Raw genomic sequence first — 15,813 nt, forward strand, 5'->3', positions numbered from 1 at the left:
CGGGTGCGGCAGGCGACCGCGACGGCGAACTCGGCAGGGCTGGTGGTGGGCTACGCCCTGGACTCGCTCCTCGGCGACCCCCGCCGCTGGCACCCGGTGGCCGGCTTCGGCCGGGCGGCCGGCGCGCTGGAGCAGCGACTCTACCGGCCGGACCGGGCGGCCGGGGCGGCCCTCACCACGCTGGCCGTGGGCGCCCCGGTGCTGCTCGGCGTCGCCGCCACCCTCGCCACCCGGCGGCACCCGGTGGCCCGGGCGGCGCTGGTGGCCGCCGGCACCTGGACCGTCCTGGGCGGCCGCACCCTACGGCACGAGTCGCGGGTGATGGGCCGGGCGTTGCGGCGGGGCGACCTGCCCGCCGCCCGCCGCCGGCTCGGCCACCTCTGCGGTCGGGACCCGTCCGCGCTGGACGAGCCGGAACTGGCCCGGGCCACCGTCGAATCGGTCGCCGAGAACACCTCCGACGCGGTCGTCGCGCCGCTGGTCTGGGGCGCGGTCGCCGGGCTGCCCGGCCTGCTCGGCTACCGCGCGGCGAACACGCTCGACGCCATGGTGGGGCACCGCTCGCCCCGCTACGCCCGGTTCGGCACCCCGGCCGCCCGCCTGGACGACCTGCTGAACCTGGTACCCGCCCGGCTGACCGGGCTGCTCACCATCGCCGTCGCGCCGACCGCGCACGGCGACCGTGGCCGGGCCTGGCACGTCTGGCGGCGGGACCGCAACGACCATCCGAGCCCGAACGCCGGCCAGTGCGAGGCGGCCATGGCCGGCGCGCTCGGCGTCCGGCTGGGCGGGCGCAACGTCTACTTCGGTCGGTCCGAGGTGCGCCCGTACCTCGGCGACGGCCCCCGTCCCGAGGCGCGGCACCTCAAGCGGGCCGCCCGGATCTCCGGCGCGGTCGGGCTGGCCGCCCTCGGGATCGCGGCGGTGTATCCGCTCACGGTGGGGCGACTGGTGTCCGCCGTCGGCCGGCATGGGTTGCGGGCGCTGCGCCCGGCACGGGGGAGCGGGCGGTGAGCGGCGGACTGTTGGTCGCCGGGACCACCTCGGACGCCGGCAAGAGCGTGCTCACCGCCGGCATCTGTCGATGGCTGCACCGGCAGGGCGTAAAGGTCGCGCCGTTCAAGGCGCAGAACATGTCCAACAACTCGGCGGTGGTGGTCGGCCCGGACGGGCGCGGCGGCGAGATCGGCCGCGCCCAGGCGATGCAGGCGGCCGCCTGCGGGCTGGCCCCGGACCTGCGCTTCAACCCGGTGCTGCTCAAGCCCGGCAGCGACCACGCCAGCCAGGTGGTGCTGCTCGGCGAGGCCGTCGACACGGTCACCGCCGGCAACTACCGCGAACTGCGTCCGCGGCTCGCCGGGACCGCCTTCGCCGCTCTCGCCGAGCTGCGGGCGGCGTACGACGTGGTGATCTGCGAGGGAGCCGGCAGCCCGGCGGAGATCAACCTGCGAGCCGGCGACTACGTCAACATGGGGCTCGCCCGGCACGCCGGGCTGCCCACGATCGTGGTCGGCGACATCGACCGGGGTGGCGTCTTCGCCTCGATGTTCGGCACGGTCGCCCTGCTCGACCCGGCCGACCAGGCACTGATCGCCGGCTTCGTGATCAACAAGTTCCGCGGCGACCTCGGACTGCTCCAGCCCGGGTTGGACATGCTGCACCAGGTCACCGGCCGGCCGACGTACGGGGTGCTCCCCTGGGAGCTGGACCTCTGGCTGGACGCCGAGGACTCGCTCGCCTACGGCCGGGTGCTCGGTCGCCCGGGTGCCCCGTACGGCACCGACTGGCTGGACGTCGCCGTGGTCCGGCTGCCCCGGATCAGCAACGCCACCGACGTCGAGGCGCTCGCCACCGAGCCCGGCGTCCGGGTCCGGCTGACCGTCGAGCCCGCCGAGCTGGCCGCAGCCGACCTGGTCGTGCTCCCCGGCTCCAAGTCCACCGTGGCCGACCTGGCCTGGCTGCGCGAGACCGGGCTGGCCGACGCGGTGCTTGCGCACGTCGCCGCCGGCAAGCCGCTGCTCGGCATCTGCGGCGGCTTCCAGATGCTCGCCCGGGCCATCCACGATCCGGTGGAAAGCCGCCAGGGCAGCATCCCCGGGCTGGGCCTGCTGCCCATCGAGGTCACCTTCGACCCGCGCAAGACCGTCCGCCAGTCCACCGGCACCGCCGCCGGCGGCGTCCCGGTCCGTGGCTACGAGATCCACCACGGGTACGTCTCCACCACCACGCCGGCCCTGCCCCCGCTGCTCCGGCACGCCGACGGCAGCGGCGAGGGCGCACTCCTCGGCGCGGTGCACGGCACCCACTGGCACGGGGCCTTCGAGTCCGACGGGTTCCGCCGCCGGTTCCTCACCGAGGCGGCCCGGCTCGCCGGGCGGACCGGCTTCCGGGTCGCCCCGGACACCGCGTTCGCCGCCGCCCGGGAACGGACCCTGGACCTGCTCGGCGACCTCGTCGAGGAGCACCTGGACACGGCCGCCCTCCGGCGCCTGATCGAGTCCGGCCCGCCCGCCGGCCTCCCCGTCATCCCGCCGGGCGCCCCACCCGCCTGACCACCCACTCTCGCCCCCGGCGACCCGGACCGCGGTTCCGGACGGCCTGGCACCGCAGCCAGCCGGAGGGTGTGGGCCGACGGTCAGTAGCGGACGTCGGCGAGGCGGTCGGACATCGGCAGTCCCGCCTCCCGCCACGCCTGTACGCCACCGATCATGTCCGTGGCCCGGCGCAGGCCGAGGGCCTGAAGGCTGGCCGCGGCGAGGCTGGAGCTGAAGCCCTCGCGGCAAACCACCACGATCTCCCGGTCGTAGCCGGTGGCCTCGGGAATCCGCCAGATGCTCGCCGGGTCGAGCCGCCACTCCAGCACCGTCCGGTCGATCACGATGCCCCGGGCAGTTCGCCCTGCTCGCGACGCTGCACCTCGGTACGCGTGTCGACCAGCAGCGAGCCCGCGCGGACCGCCTCGACGGTCTCGTGCGGGGTCAGCCGGTGAAGCCCGGCCCGGGCCTGTTCCAGCAGGGCGTCGACGCCCGGACTCATCACGTCATGGAGCACCTCCCGATCATGCCGGCGGCGTCGCCGCTCCGCCCGGAGAACGGCCCCGCCGAGCCGCAGGATCCAGCGGACGGGGGACTTTCCCAACGTCGACCGACCCTGCCAACGTTCCTGGCCACCGCGCTAGCGTCGGGCGGGTGACGGTGACGGTGGCGGTGGTCGAGGCGTACGCCGAGCTGGCCCGGCGGGTGCTCGCCCGGCCGGCGCGGTTGGGGCGTACCCGGATGGTGGCCGTCGACGGGCCGAGCGGCGCGGGGAAGACCGTCTTTGCGACGCGGCTCGCGGACGCCCTCGCCGCGCTGCCCGGCGGCGGCCGACCACCGGTGGTGCGAACCGACGACCTGCTGGACGGCTGGGACGACCAGCTCACCTTCTGGCCGCGGCTGGAGGAGCGGGTGCTCGCGCCGCTGCGGGACGGGCGGCCCGGCGCGTACCGGCGGTACAGCTGGGTGCGGCGCTGCTTCCTGCCCCGGCAGGTGCCGGTGCCGGTCGGGCCGGTGCTGGTGGTGGAGGGGGTGAGCGTGGCGCGCGCGGCGGCCCGGCCGGAGCTGACCCTGTCGGTCTTCGTCACCGCTCCGTCACCGCTGCGGCAGTCCCGCGCGCTCACCCGGGACGGGCCGGAGATCCTGCCCGAGTTGCGCCGCTGGCACGCCGGCGAGCGGGCGCACTTCGCGGCCGACGGCACCGAGGCCGCGGTCGACCTGGTGGTCGACGGCGCGCCCGCTCTCCCGCACGACGCCGACCGCTACTACGTCCGTCGCCCCTGACCGGGCCGGCCCGGCCCAAGATCCGCACAAACTCCGGGAAAGTGCGGCCTCGTCGCGCCCGAAGGCCACCTCTTGGGGAAACCGCGCTGACCGCGCGGGCGGTGGGGGACCGGGTGGAGCGGGCTCGGGGGGTGCCGCCGGGTAAGGCCGGCATACCATGCCGGTCATGACCACACCGATCATGTCCGAGTCCGAGGTGCGGGCCGCCGTCGAGCGTGAACTGCCCGGAGTCCGTGCCGACCTCGAACGTCTCGTCCACATCCCGGGTATCGCCTTCGAGGGCTTCGACCACTCGCACGTGGAGCGATCTGCCGAGGCGGTGGCCGAGCTGCTGCGCGGCTGCGACCTCGATGTCAAGATCGTGCGTCGCGGCGGTCAGCCTGCGGTGATCGGGAGGAAGGCGGCCCCGCCCGGCGCGCCCACCGTGCTGCTCTACGCCCACCACGACGTCCAGCCGGTCGGCGACCGCTCGCTGTGGGAGTCCGACCCGTTCGAGCCGGTCGAGCGGGACGGCCGCCTCTACGGTCGCGGCGCCGCCGACGACAAGGCCGGCATCATGGCGCACGTCGCCGCGCTGCGCGCGTTCGGCGACCGCCTCCCGGTCGGCGTGGTCCTCTTCATCGAGGGCGAGGAGGAGTTCGGCTCCGACTCGCTGGAGCAGTTGCTGGAGGAGCACCGCGAGGAGATCGCCTCGGACGTCATCGTGATCGCCGACTCCGGCAACTGGGACATCGGCGTGCCGGCGCTGACCACCTCGCTGCGCGGCATCGTCAACTGCTTCGTCGAGGTCCGCACCCTCGATCACGCGGTGCACAGCGGCATGTTCGGCGGCGCGGTGCCGGATGCCCTCACCACGCTGGCGAAGTTGCTCGCCACCCTGCACGACGACGCCGGGGACGTGGCCGTCGAGGGGCTGGTCGGTCGGGAGGGCGCCAGCGTCGACTACCCGGAGGACCGGTTCCGCGCCGAGGCCGGCCTCGGCACCGGGGTCGAGCTCATCGGCACCGGGCGGATCACCGACCGGCTCTGGACCAAGCCGGCCCTCGCGGTGCTCGGCATCGACGCCCCGGCCACCGGGGAGGCGCCGAACGCGCTGGTCCCGGCCGCCAAGGCCAAGCTGAGCGTGCGGCTGGCGCCGGGCGACGACCCGAAGAAGGCGTACGCGGCGCTCCGCGCCCACCTGGAGGAGCACGCGCCGTGGGGCGCGCAGGTGACGGTGACCTTCGAGCACGACGGCGACCCCTGCGTCATCGACGCCACCGGGCCGATGTTCGACGCCGCCCGCTCGGCCTTCCGGGTCGCCTGGGACGGCACCGACCCGATCGACATGGGCGTCGGCGGCTCGATCCCGTTCATCGCCACCTTCCAGGAGATGTTCCCGCGGGCGGCGATCCTGGTGACCGGCGTGGAGGACCCGTTCTCCCGGGCGCACGGGCCGAACGAGAGCCTGCACCTGGGCGAGTTCGCCCGGGTCTGCCTGGCCGAGGCGCTGCTGTTGGCCAACGTCGCCGAGGCGGCCACGAACCGGAGTTGAGCGCCTGGAACCGTAACTTCGGGGCCGATGTCGGAGTTTGGGGTGTGTCGGACGCAGGGGTGTTATAGCCTTTCGAACATGCGTACGAACGACGAGATGGCGCGGCTCCAGGCCGCCGTGAGTGCTCTGGGGGACGTCGACGTCTCCGCGTGGCCCGAGGACACGCTCAAGGATCAGCTCGGCGAGCTCTCCGCCGCGCTGGTCGCACTCGACACGCTGCTCACCCGGGTCGCGGAAGAGGTCCGCGGCCGCGGTCTGCGGATCGAGGAGCCGGTCTCGGCCTGACCGGGACCGGCCTCCGTCCGGCTCCGCCGGGTGGACCTGCCGGTGGGGCGCGGTCCGGGCCGACCGCCGTACCGGGCGGCGCGCGGGACCCGTCGCACGGTCGTGATGCCCCGCCGTGTCGGTGGTGACTGGCAGGATGAGGGCCGTGCGATTCCTCGACCTGGCGGCCACCTCCGCCGCGGTGGGCGCCACTAGCGGCCGGCGGGCCAAGGTGGAGCTGCTCGCCGCCGCGCTCCGGGCGCTCGACCCGCCCGAGGTGCCGGCCGGTTCCGGCTATCTCGCCGGCGAGCTGCGCCAACGGCAGACCGGTGTGGGGTGGGCCAGCCTGCGCGACCTGCCGCCGCCGGCCGCCGAACCCACGTTGACCGTGGCCGGGGTCGACGCGGCGATCGACGAGATCGCCGCGGTCCGTGGCGCCGGTTCGCAGGCCCGTCGCCGGGAGCTGGTCGGCCGGCTCTTCGCCGCGGCCACCGGCGATGAGCAGCGGATGCTTCGCGGCCTGTTCAGCGGCGAGCTGCGGCAGGGCGCCCAGGCCGGGCTGCTCGCCGACGCGGTCGCCCGGGCCGCCGAGGTGCCCGTGGCCGCCGTCCGCCGGGCGCTGCTGCTCGCCGGTGACCTGCGGGCCGTCGCGGTGGCCGCGCTCTCCGGCGGCGCGGCCGCGCTGGCCGGCTTCGGGCTCCAGGTCGGCCGCCCGCTGGCCCCGATGCTGGCGCAGAGCGCCCCCTCGGTGGACGAGGCGCTCACCGCGACCGGCGTCCCGGCGGTTGTCGACGTCAAGCTGGACGGCATCCGGATCCAGGTGCACCGGTCCGGCCAGGACATCGCCGTCTTCACCCGCAGCCTGGACGAGATCACCTCCCGGCTGCCCGAGGTGGTCGCCGCGGTGCGCGCACTGCCCGCCCGCGAGCTGGTCCTCGACGGGGAGGCGATCGGGCTGGACGCCACCGGCCGCCCGCTGCCGTTCCAGCAGACCTCCAGCCGGGCCGCCCGCCGCGCCACGCCGAGCACCACCGGTGCCAGCCCGGTCGCCCCGGCCGTGCTGGCGGCCGCCGGGAGCACCGGCGAGACCGTGCTGACGCCGTACTTCTTCGACCTGCTGCACCTCGACGGCGCGGATCTGATCGACCTGCCGGGCCGGGAGCGGTGGGCCGCGCTGGCCGGCGTGGTGGACCCGACGCTGCTGGTCGGCCGGATGGAGGTGGACGGGCCCGAGCAGGCCGGCGAGGCGTTCGCCGCGGCGGTCGACGCCGGTCAGGAGGGGGTGGTGGTCAAGGACCCGGCGGCCCCCTACGACGCGGGCCGGCGCGGGTCGGCCTGGGTCAAGGTGAAGCCCCGGCACACCCTCGACCTGGTGGTGCTGGCGGTGGAGTGGGGGAGCGGGCGGCGGCAGGGCTGGCTCTCCAACCTGCACCTGGGGGCCCGGGATCCGCGCACCGGCGAGTTCGTGATGCTCGGCAAGACGTTCAAGGGGCTCACCGACGAGCTGCTGCGCTGGCAGACCGAGCGGTTCCTCGGCCTGGCGGTGGAGAAGGGCGACTGGGTGGTCCGGGTGCGTCCCGAGCAGGTCGTCGAGATCGCGTTCGACGGGGTGCAGACCAGCAGCCGCTACCCGGGCGGGATGGCGCTGCGGTTCGCCCGCGTGGTGCGCTACCGGGACGACAAGACCGTGGCCGAGGCGGACACCATCGACGCGGTCCTGGCCATCCACGCCGGTCGGGTCACCGGCTGAGCGGGAGCCCGCCGGGTCAGGCCGACGCGCTCGACGCCGGTTCCGCCGCCCGGTCCACCGGCGGGCGGGGCTTGTCCAGCCCGGCCTCCCGGCGCGCCTCCCGGCGGGCGACCCAGCCGTAGCCGACGAGGCTCATGCCGGCGAAGAGCCACCACTGCACCACGTAGCCGAAGTTCTGCCAGTTGTTGGTGTGCCCGATCGGCACCGCCTGGAAGGCCGGGTCGGCGGCCGGGGTCTGCTGGTCGAGCAGCAGGTAACCGCCGTGGATCGGGTAGGGCAGTTCCCGGGCGAGCCGGCTGACGCCGATCCGCCGGGTCTCCAGCTTGCCGTCGCGCCGGTCCACCGCGCCGGCGCCGCTCTCGCTGGCCAGCACCCGGCCGGTGACGGTCACCTCGCCGGTGGGCGCGGCCGGCACCTGCGGCTGGGTGGTGGCGCCGGCGCCGGGGGCCGGCGGGATCCAGCCCCGGTCCACCAGCACGGCCGTGCCGTCGGCGAGCACCAGCGGGGTGAGCACCTCGAAGCCGACCGTGTTGTCGACCGTCCGGGCGCGGACCAGGACGACGTTCGCCGGGTCGTACCGGCCGGTGGCGGTGGCCCGGGTCCAGGTGAGCCGGTCGGCGGGGGCGGGGCCGGCGGTGCCGGGTCCGCCGGTCGGGGCGGCCATCGCGTCGCGCAGCGGCGCGGGCGGCATGGTCGCGCCGGCGTCGATCCGCTCGTTGATCGCCGTACGCCCCCGGTAGCGGTCCAGCTGCCAGTTGCCGAGGAACACCATCAACGCGGCGGCGACCAGGGTCAGCGCGAGACAGCCCAGCCAGCGCGGGGTGAGCAGGAACCGGTACACGCATCGAGGCTACCCGTATGAGCGGGGCCACTGAGCTGCGCGGGCCCGAACCGGCCGGTCGGCGGCCGCCAGCCGTCGGTCCGGCCGGGTATGGTCACGCGGGCGGACCGCGCGACCGGTCGGCCGCGCACCACCCCCACCACGTGCGTCCCGTCGCCTGCGAGGAGTCGATGATGACCGTCGTGCCGCGCGTCTTGCTGAGCGCGCCCTCCTCCGGGCACGGCACCAGCGCCCTCTCCCTCGGGCTGCTCGCCGCCGTGGCGGACCGGGGGCTCGACGTGGCCGGCTTCAAGGTCGGGCCGGATCAGGTCGACGCGGCGTACCTGGGGCTGGCCGCCGGCCGCCCGGGGCGCAACCTTGACCCCCGGCTGGTCGGCCCGGAGCGGATCGCCCCGCTCTTCGCGCACGGGTCCGCGGGGGTCGGGCTCGCGGTGGTGCAGGGCACCATGGGGCTCTACGACTCGGTCGCCGGCCGGCCGGAGACCGAGTCCAGCGCAGCGATCGCCGCGGCCCTGCGCAGCCCGGTCGTGCTGATGGTGGACGTGGCCGCGATGGGGCAGTCGGTGGCCGCCCTCGTGCACGGCTTCCGGGCGTACGACGAGCAGCTCTGGCTCGGTGGTGTGATCCTCAACCGGGTGGCCTCGCCCCGGCACGAGGCGATGCTCCGCGGGGCCCTCGACGACATCGGCGTGCCGGTCTACGGTGCGCTGCGCCGGCACGAGTTGCCCCCGGTGCTGCCCGCCCGCCGGCACGGCCTGGTCCCCGCGATCGCGCGGGACGCCGAGGCGGTCCGCGCGGTGCGCCGGCTCGGCGAGGCGGTGGCCGCGACGGTCGACCTGGACCGGCTGCTGGCGCTGGCCCGCTCGGCGCCGGCGCTGGCCGTCGACCCCTGGTCGCCGGAGCCGGCGGTGGGGGCGCCGGGCGGAGCGCGCCCGGTGGTCGCGCTGGCCGGTGGCCCGGGGGGCAGCTACAGCCACCCGGAGACGGCCGAGCTGCTCCGCGCCGCCGGCGCCGAGGTGGTGACGTTCGACCCGCTGCGTGACGAGGCCCTGCCGGCCGGCGCCCGCGCGCTGGTTGTCGGCGGCGGGCTCCCCGAGTCGTACGCGGGCGAGCTGTCGGCCAACCGTCGGCTCTGCATCGCCGTGGCCGAGCTGGCCCGCACCGGCCGCCCGGTGATCGCCGAGGGGGCCGGCCTGCTCTGGCTGGCCCGGGAGCTGGACGGGCTGCCGATGTGCGGGGTGCTCGACGCGATCGGCGCGAGCCGGGACGGCATGGTGATCGGCTACCGGGAGGCGACCGCCCCGACGGACAGCGTGGTGGCCGCCGCCGGCACGGTGGTGGTCGGGCACAAACAGCACAGCGCGGTGCTCACCCCGCGGGCCGGCGAGCGGCCGGCGTGGAGCTGGGACGGCGGCGCGCCGGAGGGCTTCGTCTGGCGGGTCGTGCACGCCTCGCAGCTCGTCCCGCACTGGGCCGCGTACCCGGAGATCGCCGCCCGGCTGGTGGCCGCCGCGGCGGTGGAGCCGGCGACCGCCGAGGCCCCGGCGTGATCGGACAGGTGGCCGTGCGCCGCTTCCCGGCGCTGACCGTCGTGGCCGCCGACCTCCGCTGACCCGGCCGGCCGGCCGCCGCCGCAGAGTCGATCAAGAGGTTTGCGTCGGGAACCGCGGGGATCCGGACGCAAACCTCTTGATCAACTAACCCGGGCGCACCCCCGGGCGGTCCGGTGGTGGGTGGTCGGCGCGGCGGTCAGCCGACGATCTGGTCGGACGGCGGGGTGAACTGGCGGGTCGGCTGGCCCTTGAGCGCGTCGCGGAGGGTCTCGGCGACCGCGTTCACCGGGATCTGGGACTGGCCGTCACCCACGGCGTTGAACGGATTGTCCGGATCGGCGATGAAGCTCGCTGCCGCCAGCTCCGGCGTGTACCCGACGAACCAGGCGGACCGGGTGCTGTCTGTGGTACCCGTCTTGCCGGCCACCGGGCGGCCCACCGTGCCCCGGACGCTGTCGGCGGTCGACCAGCCGCCGCAGCTGCCCTTCGCCGGGGTGTCGCCGGTCGGGCAGCGGGCGGCGTCGGTGGCGGCCCGGGCCGCGTCCGCGCTGACCACCTGCCGGCAGCGTGGCTTGGCGATTTCCCGCTGCACCCCGCCCGGCGTGGTGTACGTGGCCGGCGTCCCGTCCCGGTTCAGGATCGAGTTCACCGGGATGGCCTCGCAGTACCGGCCGTCGGCGGCGACCGCCGCGTACGCGTTCGCCATCTCCAGCGGGGTGGCGTCGGAGACGCCCAGGGTGAACGCGCCCCACATTTTCGCCTTGACCGGGGACGCGTGGTCCCGGTCCACGTCGGTCCGCCAGCGCAGCCCGAGCTGCTCGGCCAGGCGGACCGCCTTGTCCGCGCCCACGTGCTCCTCCAGCTGCACGAAGTACGTGTTCACGGACTTGCCGAAGCCGGACCACATGGTCTGCCGGCCGGTCATCGCGCCGCTGGCGTTGGACGGGGCCCACCCGTTGTAGATGGCCGACTGGTAGCGGTACGGCGAGTTGTACGCGGTGGAGAGCGTCATGCCGGAGTTGAGTGCGGCCAGCATCGGGAACATCTTGAACGTCGATCCGGCCTGGTAGCCCGCGAGGCTGCCGCCGCCGAGCAGCGGCGCGACGGTGTTCGGGTAGTTCGCCTTGATGTTCGGCCCGGCCTCGGGGTTGGAGTTGGGTCCGTTCTCGCTGAGGTCCAGGGAGTAGTTGCGGTTCACCGCCATCGCCTTGATCCGACCGGTGCCGGGCTCGGCGACCACGATCCCGTTGGCGAACGGGCTGCCGGTGCTGTCCTTGGCGCCGACGTTCTTCTCGGCCGCCCCCTGGGTCTTCGGGTCGATGGCCAGCACGATCCGGTAGCCGCCCCGGCGCAGTTTGTCCATCCGTTCCAGCCGGTTCACGCCGAACGCCGGCTGCCCGCTCCACCAGTTCTTCAGGTAGTCGCAGTAGAAGCCCCACGTGGTGTACTTCTTGTCGATCGAGGCGCAGTCGTTGGGCGGATTGGTGAGCTTCAGCTGGATCGGCTGGGCCTTCGCCGTCGCGGCGGCGTCCGGGGAGAGGTAGCCGAGCTGGGACATCCGGTCCAGCACATAGTTGCGCCGGCCGGTGGCGTCCTGCTGGTCCGAGGTGATCGGGTCGTACTCGGACGGGGACTTGACCAGGCCGGCCAGGGTGGCCGCCTCGACCGGGGTGAGGGTGGCCGGGATCTTGGAGAAGAAGATCTGCGAGGCGGCGTAGATCCCGTACGCCCGGTGGCCGAAGTAGGCCGAGTTGAGGTAGCGCTCCAGGATCTGCTCCTTGCTCAGCTCTTTCTCCACGTCCAGCGCCATCCGCATTTCCTTGACTTTGCGCAGGCTGGTCTGCTGGGTGGCCTCCTGGACCTCCTTCGGGGTGCTGGCGCTGTCCCGCAGAGCCATCCGGACGTACTGCATGGTCAGCGTGGAGGCGCCCTGGGAGACGCCGCCGGAGCGGGCATTGGACACGAAGGCGCGGGCCACGCCCTTCGGGTCGACGCCGTGGTGCTGGTAGAAGCGGTTGTCCTCGGCGGCGACGATCGCCTGCTGGATGTTCGGCGACATGTCCGAGATCTTCGTGTACTGCCGGTATTCCTCGTAGAACATCGTCAGCACGGTCCTGCCGTCCGGCGCGTACAGGTACGACGTCTCGGCGGGCAGCGCGGTCCTCAGGATGCTCGTCTTCTGCTCCACTGCGTGCGCGGTGGCCTTGGCGCCGATGCCAGTGACGGCGGCCAACGGGTACGCCACGGCGGCGACCACGATGCCGGCGATCAGCCCGGCGCGGAGGAGGGGAAGGGTACGACCAGCGGAGACAAGGGGTCGGTTGCTCACGTGGTCAAGCTATGACATTTCCGATTCGGAAGTGAGAAGAATTCATAAACGGGCGAGCGGGTGGAGGAGTGGTGACGCGGCCCACGCCGGGATCCGCTGTCCCGCACGGCAGCTTCCCGGCAGGATCGCGGACATGCACGCTGAGCTGATCGGGACGCCCGGCCTCGGAGAGGCGGGCCCGGCGGCCGGACCCGAGCCGGACCTCGCCCACCACGGCGACGTCGAGGCCAGCCCCGGTCTGGTCGACCTCGCGGTCAACGTCCGCCGGGCCCCGATGCCGGACTGGCTGGCCGACCCGGTGGTCGCGTCGCTGACCGACCTGGCCGCGTACCCGGACCCCGGGCCCGCCCGTGCGGCCGTCGCCGCCCGGCACGGGCGTCCCCCGGAGGAGGTACTCCTCACCGCCGGCGCCGCCGAGGCCTTCGTGCTGATCGCCCGGGCGCTGCGCGACGCCCGCTGGCCGGTGGTGGTGCACCCGCAGTTCACCGAGCCGGAGGCCGCGCTGCGGGCCGCCGGGCACGCCGTCGAACGGGTGCTGCTCGACCCGGCCGACGGCTTCCGGCTCGACCCGGCCCGGGTGCCCGCCGACGCCGACCTGGTCATGATCGGCAACCCGACCAATCCCACCTCGGTGCTGCACCCCGCGGCGGCGCTGGCCGAGCTGGCCCGGCCGGGCCGGGTGTTGGTGGTCGACGAGGCCTTCGCCGACACCACGCTCACCCCCGGCGTCGACGGCGAGCCGGAGTCCCTCGCGGCCCGCCGCGACCTGCCCGGCCTGCTCGTGGTGCGCAGCCTGACCAAGACCTGGGGACTGGCCGGCCTGCGGATCGGCTACCTGCTCGGCGAGGCCGGGCTGCTCGCCCGCCTCGCCGCCGCCCAGCCGCTCTGGGCGGTCTCCACCCCGGCGCTCGCCGCCGCAACCGCCTGCGCGTCGCCGACCGCGGTCGCGGCCGAGCGCGCCATCGCCGCGCGGCTCGCCGCCGACCGCGACCACCTGGTGGCCCGCCTGTCCGGCCTGCCCGGCGTACGCGTCGCGGGCCAGCCGGCCAGCGCCTTCGTGCTGATCCACCGGCCCGGCGCCGACCGGGTCCGCGAACGGCTGCGCGAGCGCGGCTGGGCGGTCCGTCGGGGCGACAGCTTTCCCGGGCTCGGCCCGGACTGGCTGCGGATCGCGGTGCGCGACCGGGCCACCACCGACGCGTTCACCGAGGTACTGACGGAGATCCTGGAGGCATGATGTTGGAGTCCACCGTCGCGGCGATCGGGCCGCTCGACGAGGCGGCAATGGTCGCCGCCCGCGACCTCCAGGGCCGGCTGACCAAGCCCGCCGGGTCGCTCGGCGCCCTGGAGCCCCTCTCGGTACGCCTCGCCGGGCTGGCCGGGAGCTGCCCGCCGCCGCTGCCGGAGCCGGCCGCGGTGGCGATCTTCGCGGGCGACCACGGGGTGCATGCCCAGGGGGTCACCCCCTGGCCGCAGGAGGTCACCGCCCAGATGATCGGCAACTTCCTGGCCGGCGGGGCGGTGGTGAACGCGTTCGCCCGGCAGGCCGCCGCCTCGGTGACCGTGGTGGACGTCGGCGTGGCCACCCCGCTGCCGATGGACCCGGCCGCGGTCGCCGGCCCGGCCGGGCCCCGGCTGGTGGCCGCGAACGTCCGGCCCGGCACCCGGGACATGACGGTCGGCGCCGCGCTCACCCGGGACGAGGCGCGGGCTGCGGTGGAGACCGGCATCCGGGTCGCCGGCGGGCTGATCGACGGGGGCGCCGGCATCCTGCTGACCGGGGACATGGGCATCGGCAACACCACGCCGGCCGCCGCGCTGATCGCCGTCTTCGCCGCTGTCGACCCGGCGGCGGCGACCGGTCGCGGGACCGGGGTGGACGACGAGACGTACCGGCGGAAGGTCGACGTGGTGCGCGGCGCGCTCGACCGGCACGCGCCCGACCCGGCGGACCCGCTGGGCGTGCTGGCCGCGGTCGGCGGGCTGGAGCACGCCGCGCTGGCGGGGCTGATCCTGGGCGCCGCCGCGCGCCGGGTCCCGGTGCTGCTGGACGGCGTGATCGCGGTCAGCGCCGCGCTGGCCGCCGCCGCGTTCGCGCCGGACGCCGTCGGGGCGATGGTCGCCGGGCACCGCTCCGCTGAGCCGGGGGCCACCGCGGCGCTGCGGCACCTGGGCCTCGATCCGCTGATCGACCTCGGGCTGCGCCTCGGCGAGGGGACCGGCGCGCTGCTCGCGCTGCCGGTCGTCACCGGCGCGGTCCGGGTGCTGCACGAGGTGGCCACCTTCGACTCCGCGGGAGTGGCCGAGAAGTGAGCGAGCGGAGCGAGCGAGCCACCCGGCTCGGTGGCGCGGCGCCTCGCGCCGCCGCGGAGCGGAGCGAGGCGGCGGCGTGAGCGCCAACCCGTACCCCCTCGGCCTGCGGCTCGCGGGCCGGCGCGTGGTCGTGGTGGGCGGGGGAGCGGTGGCCACCCGGCGGGTGCCCGCTCTGCTCGACGCGGGCGCGGACGTCCTGCTGGTCGCGCCGGAGCTGACCCCGGCGCTGCGCGCCCACGTCGACGCGGGCCGGCTGCGCTGGGAGCCGCGCCGGTTCGTCCCGGCCGACCTGGACGGCGCGTGGCTGGTCCAGGTCGCCGTCGACGACCGGGCGGCCGCCGCCGCGGTCAGCGCCGCCGCCGCCGAGCGCCGGATCTTCTGCGTACGCGCCGACGACCGCGCCGCCGCCACCGCGTGGACGCCGGCGGTGACCCGGCACGGCCCGGTCACCGTGGCCGTGCTCGGTGGCGGCGACCCACACCGCGCGATGGCCGTCCGGGACGCCGTGCGGGACCTGCTCAACGTCCGTACCGGCCTGGCATCCGCCGGCGGGACCACGGCCGGCCCGACGGGGAGTCCGGACGCTGTGCCGGCCGCGACCGGTCCGGAAGCGGCCCCGGGCTCGGGCGGGTGGGGCCCGGGGGCGGCGGAGTCGGCGCGGGGCGGGGGCGCCCCGGGTCGGGTGGCGCTGGTGGGTGCCGGCCCGGGCGACCCGGAGCTGATCACGGTGAAGGGGTGGCGGCTGCTCACCGAGGCGGAGGTGGTGGTCGCCGACCGTCTCGTGCCCGGGCTGCTCCTCGACGAGCTGCGCCCCGACGTCGAGCTGGTCGACGCCTCCAAGATCCCCTACGGCCCGTCCCGCGCCCAGGAGGAGATCAACCGGATCCTGGTCGACCGGGCCCTGGCCGGGAAGTTCGTGGTCCGGCTCAAGGGCGGTGACCCGTACGTCTTCGGCCGAGGCGGCGAGGAGCTGCTCGCGTGCGCGGAGGCCGGGGTACCGGTGACCGTGGTGCCCGGGGTGACCAGCGCGATCGCCGTGCCGGCGGTGGCCGGCGTCCCGGTCACCCACCGGGCCGTGGCGCACGAGTTCACCGTCGTCTCCGGGCACGTCGCGCCCGACTCGCCGGCCTCGCTGGTGCGCTGGGAGGCGCTCGCCGGCCTGCGCGGCACCCTGGTCGTCCTGATGGGTCTGAAGAACCTGCCCGCCATCACCGCCACCCTGATCGCGCACGGCAAGGACCCGGCCACGCCCGCCGCCGTCGTCCAGGAGGGCACCACGGGCGCCCAGCGCAGCCTGCGGTCCACGCTGGCAGCGGTCGCCGCCGACGTGGTCGCCGCGGGCCTCCGCCCGCCCGCCATCGTGGTGATCGGCGACGTGGTGGGCGCGCTCGACGTCTGATCGACCCCCACA

Annotated in this window: 12 protein-coding genes and 1 pseudogene; 10 read left to right on the forward strand and 3 right to left on the reverse strand. The window is 75.5% G+C overall.

What is annotated here, in order from left to right:
• Positions 1 to 3: 3 nt before the first annotated feature.
• Together GA0070613_RS15245 and GA0070613_RS15250 are read left to right on the forward strand one after the other, a co-directional pair.
• Positions 4 to 1,014 carry a cobalamin biosynthesis protein gene (locus GA0070613_RS15245; RefSeq protein ID WP_089015959.1) on the forward strand — a complete coding sequence of 337 codons (1,011 nt, stop codon included), beginning with the start codon at positions 4 to 6 and terminating at the stop codon, positions 1,012 to 1,014.
• Positions 1,011 to 2,552: a cobyric acid synthase gene (locus GA0070613_RS15250; protein ID WP_089012915.1), complete on the forward strand. Its 1,542-nt coding sequence runs from the start codon at positions 1,011 to 1,013 to the stop codon at positions 2,550 to 2,552. Before GA0070613_RS15245 ends, GA0070613_RS15250 begins: the two co-directional genes overlap by 4 nt.
• A gap of 83 nt (positions 2,553 to 2,635) precedes the next feature.
• Here GA0070613_RS15250 and GA0070613_RS15255 read toward each other — a convergent pair.
• Positions 2,636 to 3,036 (reverse strand): annotated as a pseudogene (locus tag GA0070613_RS15255) (rhodanese-like domain-containing protein).
• A 158-nt stretch (positions 3,037 to 3,194) separates the two neighbouring features.
• Here GA0070613_RS15255 and GA0070613_RS15260 point away from each other — a divergent pair.
• The 4 genes from GA0070613_RS15260 to GA0070613_RS15275 all read left to right on the forward strand — a co-directional run bounded on the left by GA0070613_RS15260 (position 3,195) and on the right by GA0070613_RS15275 (position 7,366).
• A complete protein-coding gene (locus GA0070613_RS15260) occupies positions 3,195 to 3,818 on the forward strand; it encodes a uridine kinase family protein (RefSeq protein WP_089015960.1) in 624 nt (207 codons plus the stop codon).
• 181 nt (positions 3,819 to 3,999) lie between these two features.
• Entirely contained in the window at positions 4,000 to 5,352 is a 1,353-nt protein-coding gene (locus GA0070613_RS15265) for a dipeptidase (RefSeq protein WP_172875989.1), read from the forward strand.
• A 78-nt stretch (positions 5,353 to 5,430) separates the two neighbouring features.
• Positions 5,431 to 5,637, forward strand: coding sequence for a hypothetical protein (locus GA0070613_RS15270; RefSeq protein ID WP_089012916.1), 207 nt, complete (start codon positions 5,431 to 5,433; stop codon positions 5,635 to 5,637).
• A 145-nt stretch (positions 5,638 to 5,782) separates the two neighbouring features.
• Positions 5,783 to 7,366 carry an ATP-dependent DNA ligase gene (locus tag GA0070613_RS15275; RefSeq protein WP_089012917.1) on the forward strand — a complete coding sequence of 528 codons (1,584 nt, stop codon included), beginning with the start codon at positions 5,783 to 5,785 and terminating at the stop codon, positions 7,364 to 7,366.
• A gap of 16 nt (positions 7,367 to 7,382) precedes the next feature.
• Here the strand turns inward: GA0070613_RS15275 and GA0070613_RS15280 are convergent, their stop codons facing one another.
• Positions 7,383 to 8,207, reverse strand: coding sequence for an SURF1 family cytochrome oxidase biogenesis protein (locus GA0070613_RS15280; RefSeq protein ID WP_089012918.1), 825 nt, complete (start codon positions 8,205 to 8,207; stop codon positions 7,383 to 7,385).
• A gap of 173 nt (positions 8,208 to 8,380) precedes the next feature.
• Between GA0070613_RS15280 and GA0070613_RS15285 the strand changes: the two genes are divergently transcribed.
• Entirely contained in the window at positions 8,381 to 9,757 is a 1,377-nt protein-coding gene (locus GA0070613_RS15285; RefSeq protein ID WP_089015962.1) for a cobyrinate a,c-diamide synthase, read from the forward strand.
• A gap of 199 nt (positions 9,758 to 9,956) precedes the next feature.
• Here the strand turns inward: GA0070613_RS15285 and GA0070613_RS15290 are convergent, their stop codons facing one another.
• Positions 9,957 to 12,089 carry a transglycosylase domain-containing protein gene (locus GA0070613_RS15290; protein WP_089012919.1) on the reverse strand — a complete coding sequence of 711 codons (2,133 nt, stop codon included), beginning with the start codon at positions 12,087 to 12,089 and terminating at the stop codon, positions 9,957 to 9,959.
• Between the two features lie 133 nt (positions 12,090 to 12,222).
• Between GA0070613_RS15290 and cobC the strand changes: the two genes are divergently transcribed.
• The 3 genes from cobC to cobA all read left to right on the forward strand — a co-directional run bounded on the left by cobC (position 12,223) and on the right by cobA (position 15,801).
• A complete protein-coding gene (cobC, locus tag GA0070613_RS15295) occupies positions 12,223 to 13,326 on the forward strand; it encodes an Rv2231c family pyridoxal phosphate-dependent protein CobC (protein WP_089012920.1) in 1,104 nt (367 codons plus the stop codon).
• Complete coding sequence (gene cobT, locus GA0070613_RS15300; RefSeq protein WP_089012921.1) at positions 13,326 to 14,402, forward strand: nicotinate-nucleotide--dimethylbenzimidazole phosphoribosyltransferase; 1,077 nt, start codon at positions 13,326 to 13,328, stop codon at positions 14,400 to 14,402. Before cobC ends, cobT begins: the two co-directional genes overlap by 1 nt.
• Before the next feature lie 76 nt (positions 14,403 to 14,478).
• Positions 14,479 to 15,801: a uroporphyrinogen-III C-methyltransferase gene (cobA, locus tag GA0070613_RS15305; protein WP_089012922.1), complete on the forward strand. Its 1,323-nt coding sequence runs from the start codon at positions 14,479 to 14,481 to the stop codon at positions 15,799 to 15,801.
• Positions 15,802 to 15,813: the final 12 nt, after the last annotated feature.

The sequence above is a fragment of the Micromonospora inositola genome, assembly GCF_900090285.1.
Lineage (GTDB): Bacteria > Actinomycetota > Actinomycetes > Mycobacteriales > Micromonosporaceae > Micromonospora > Micromonospora inositola.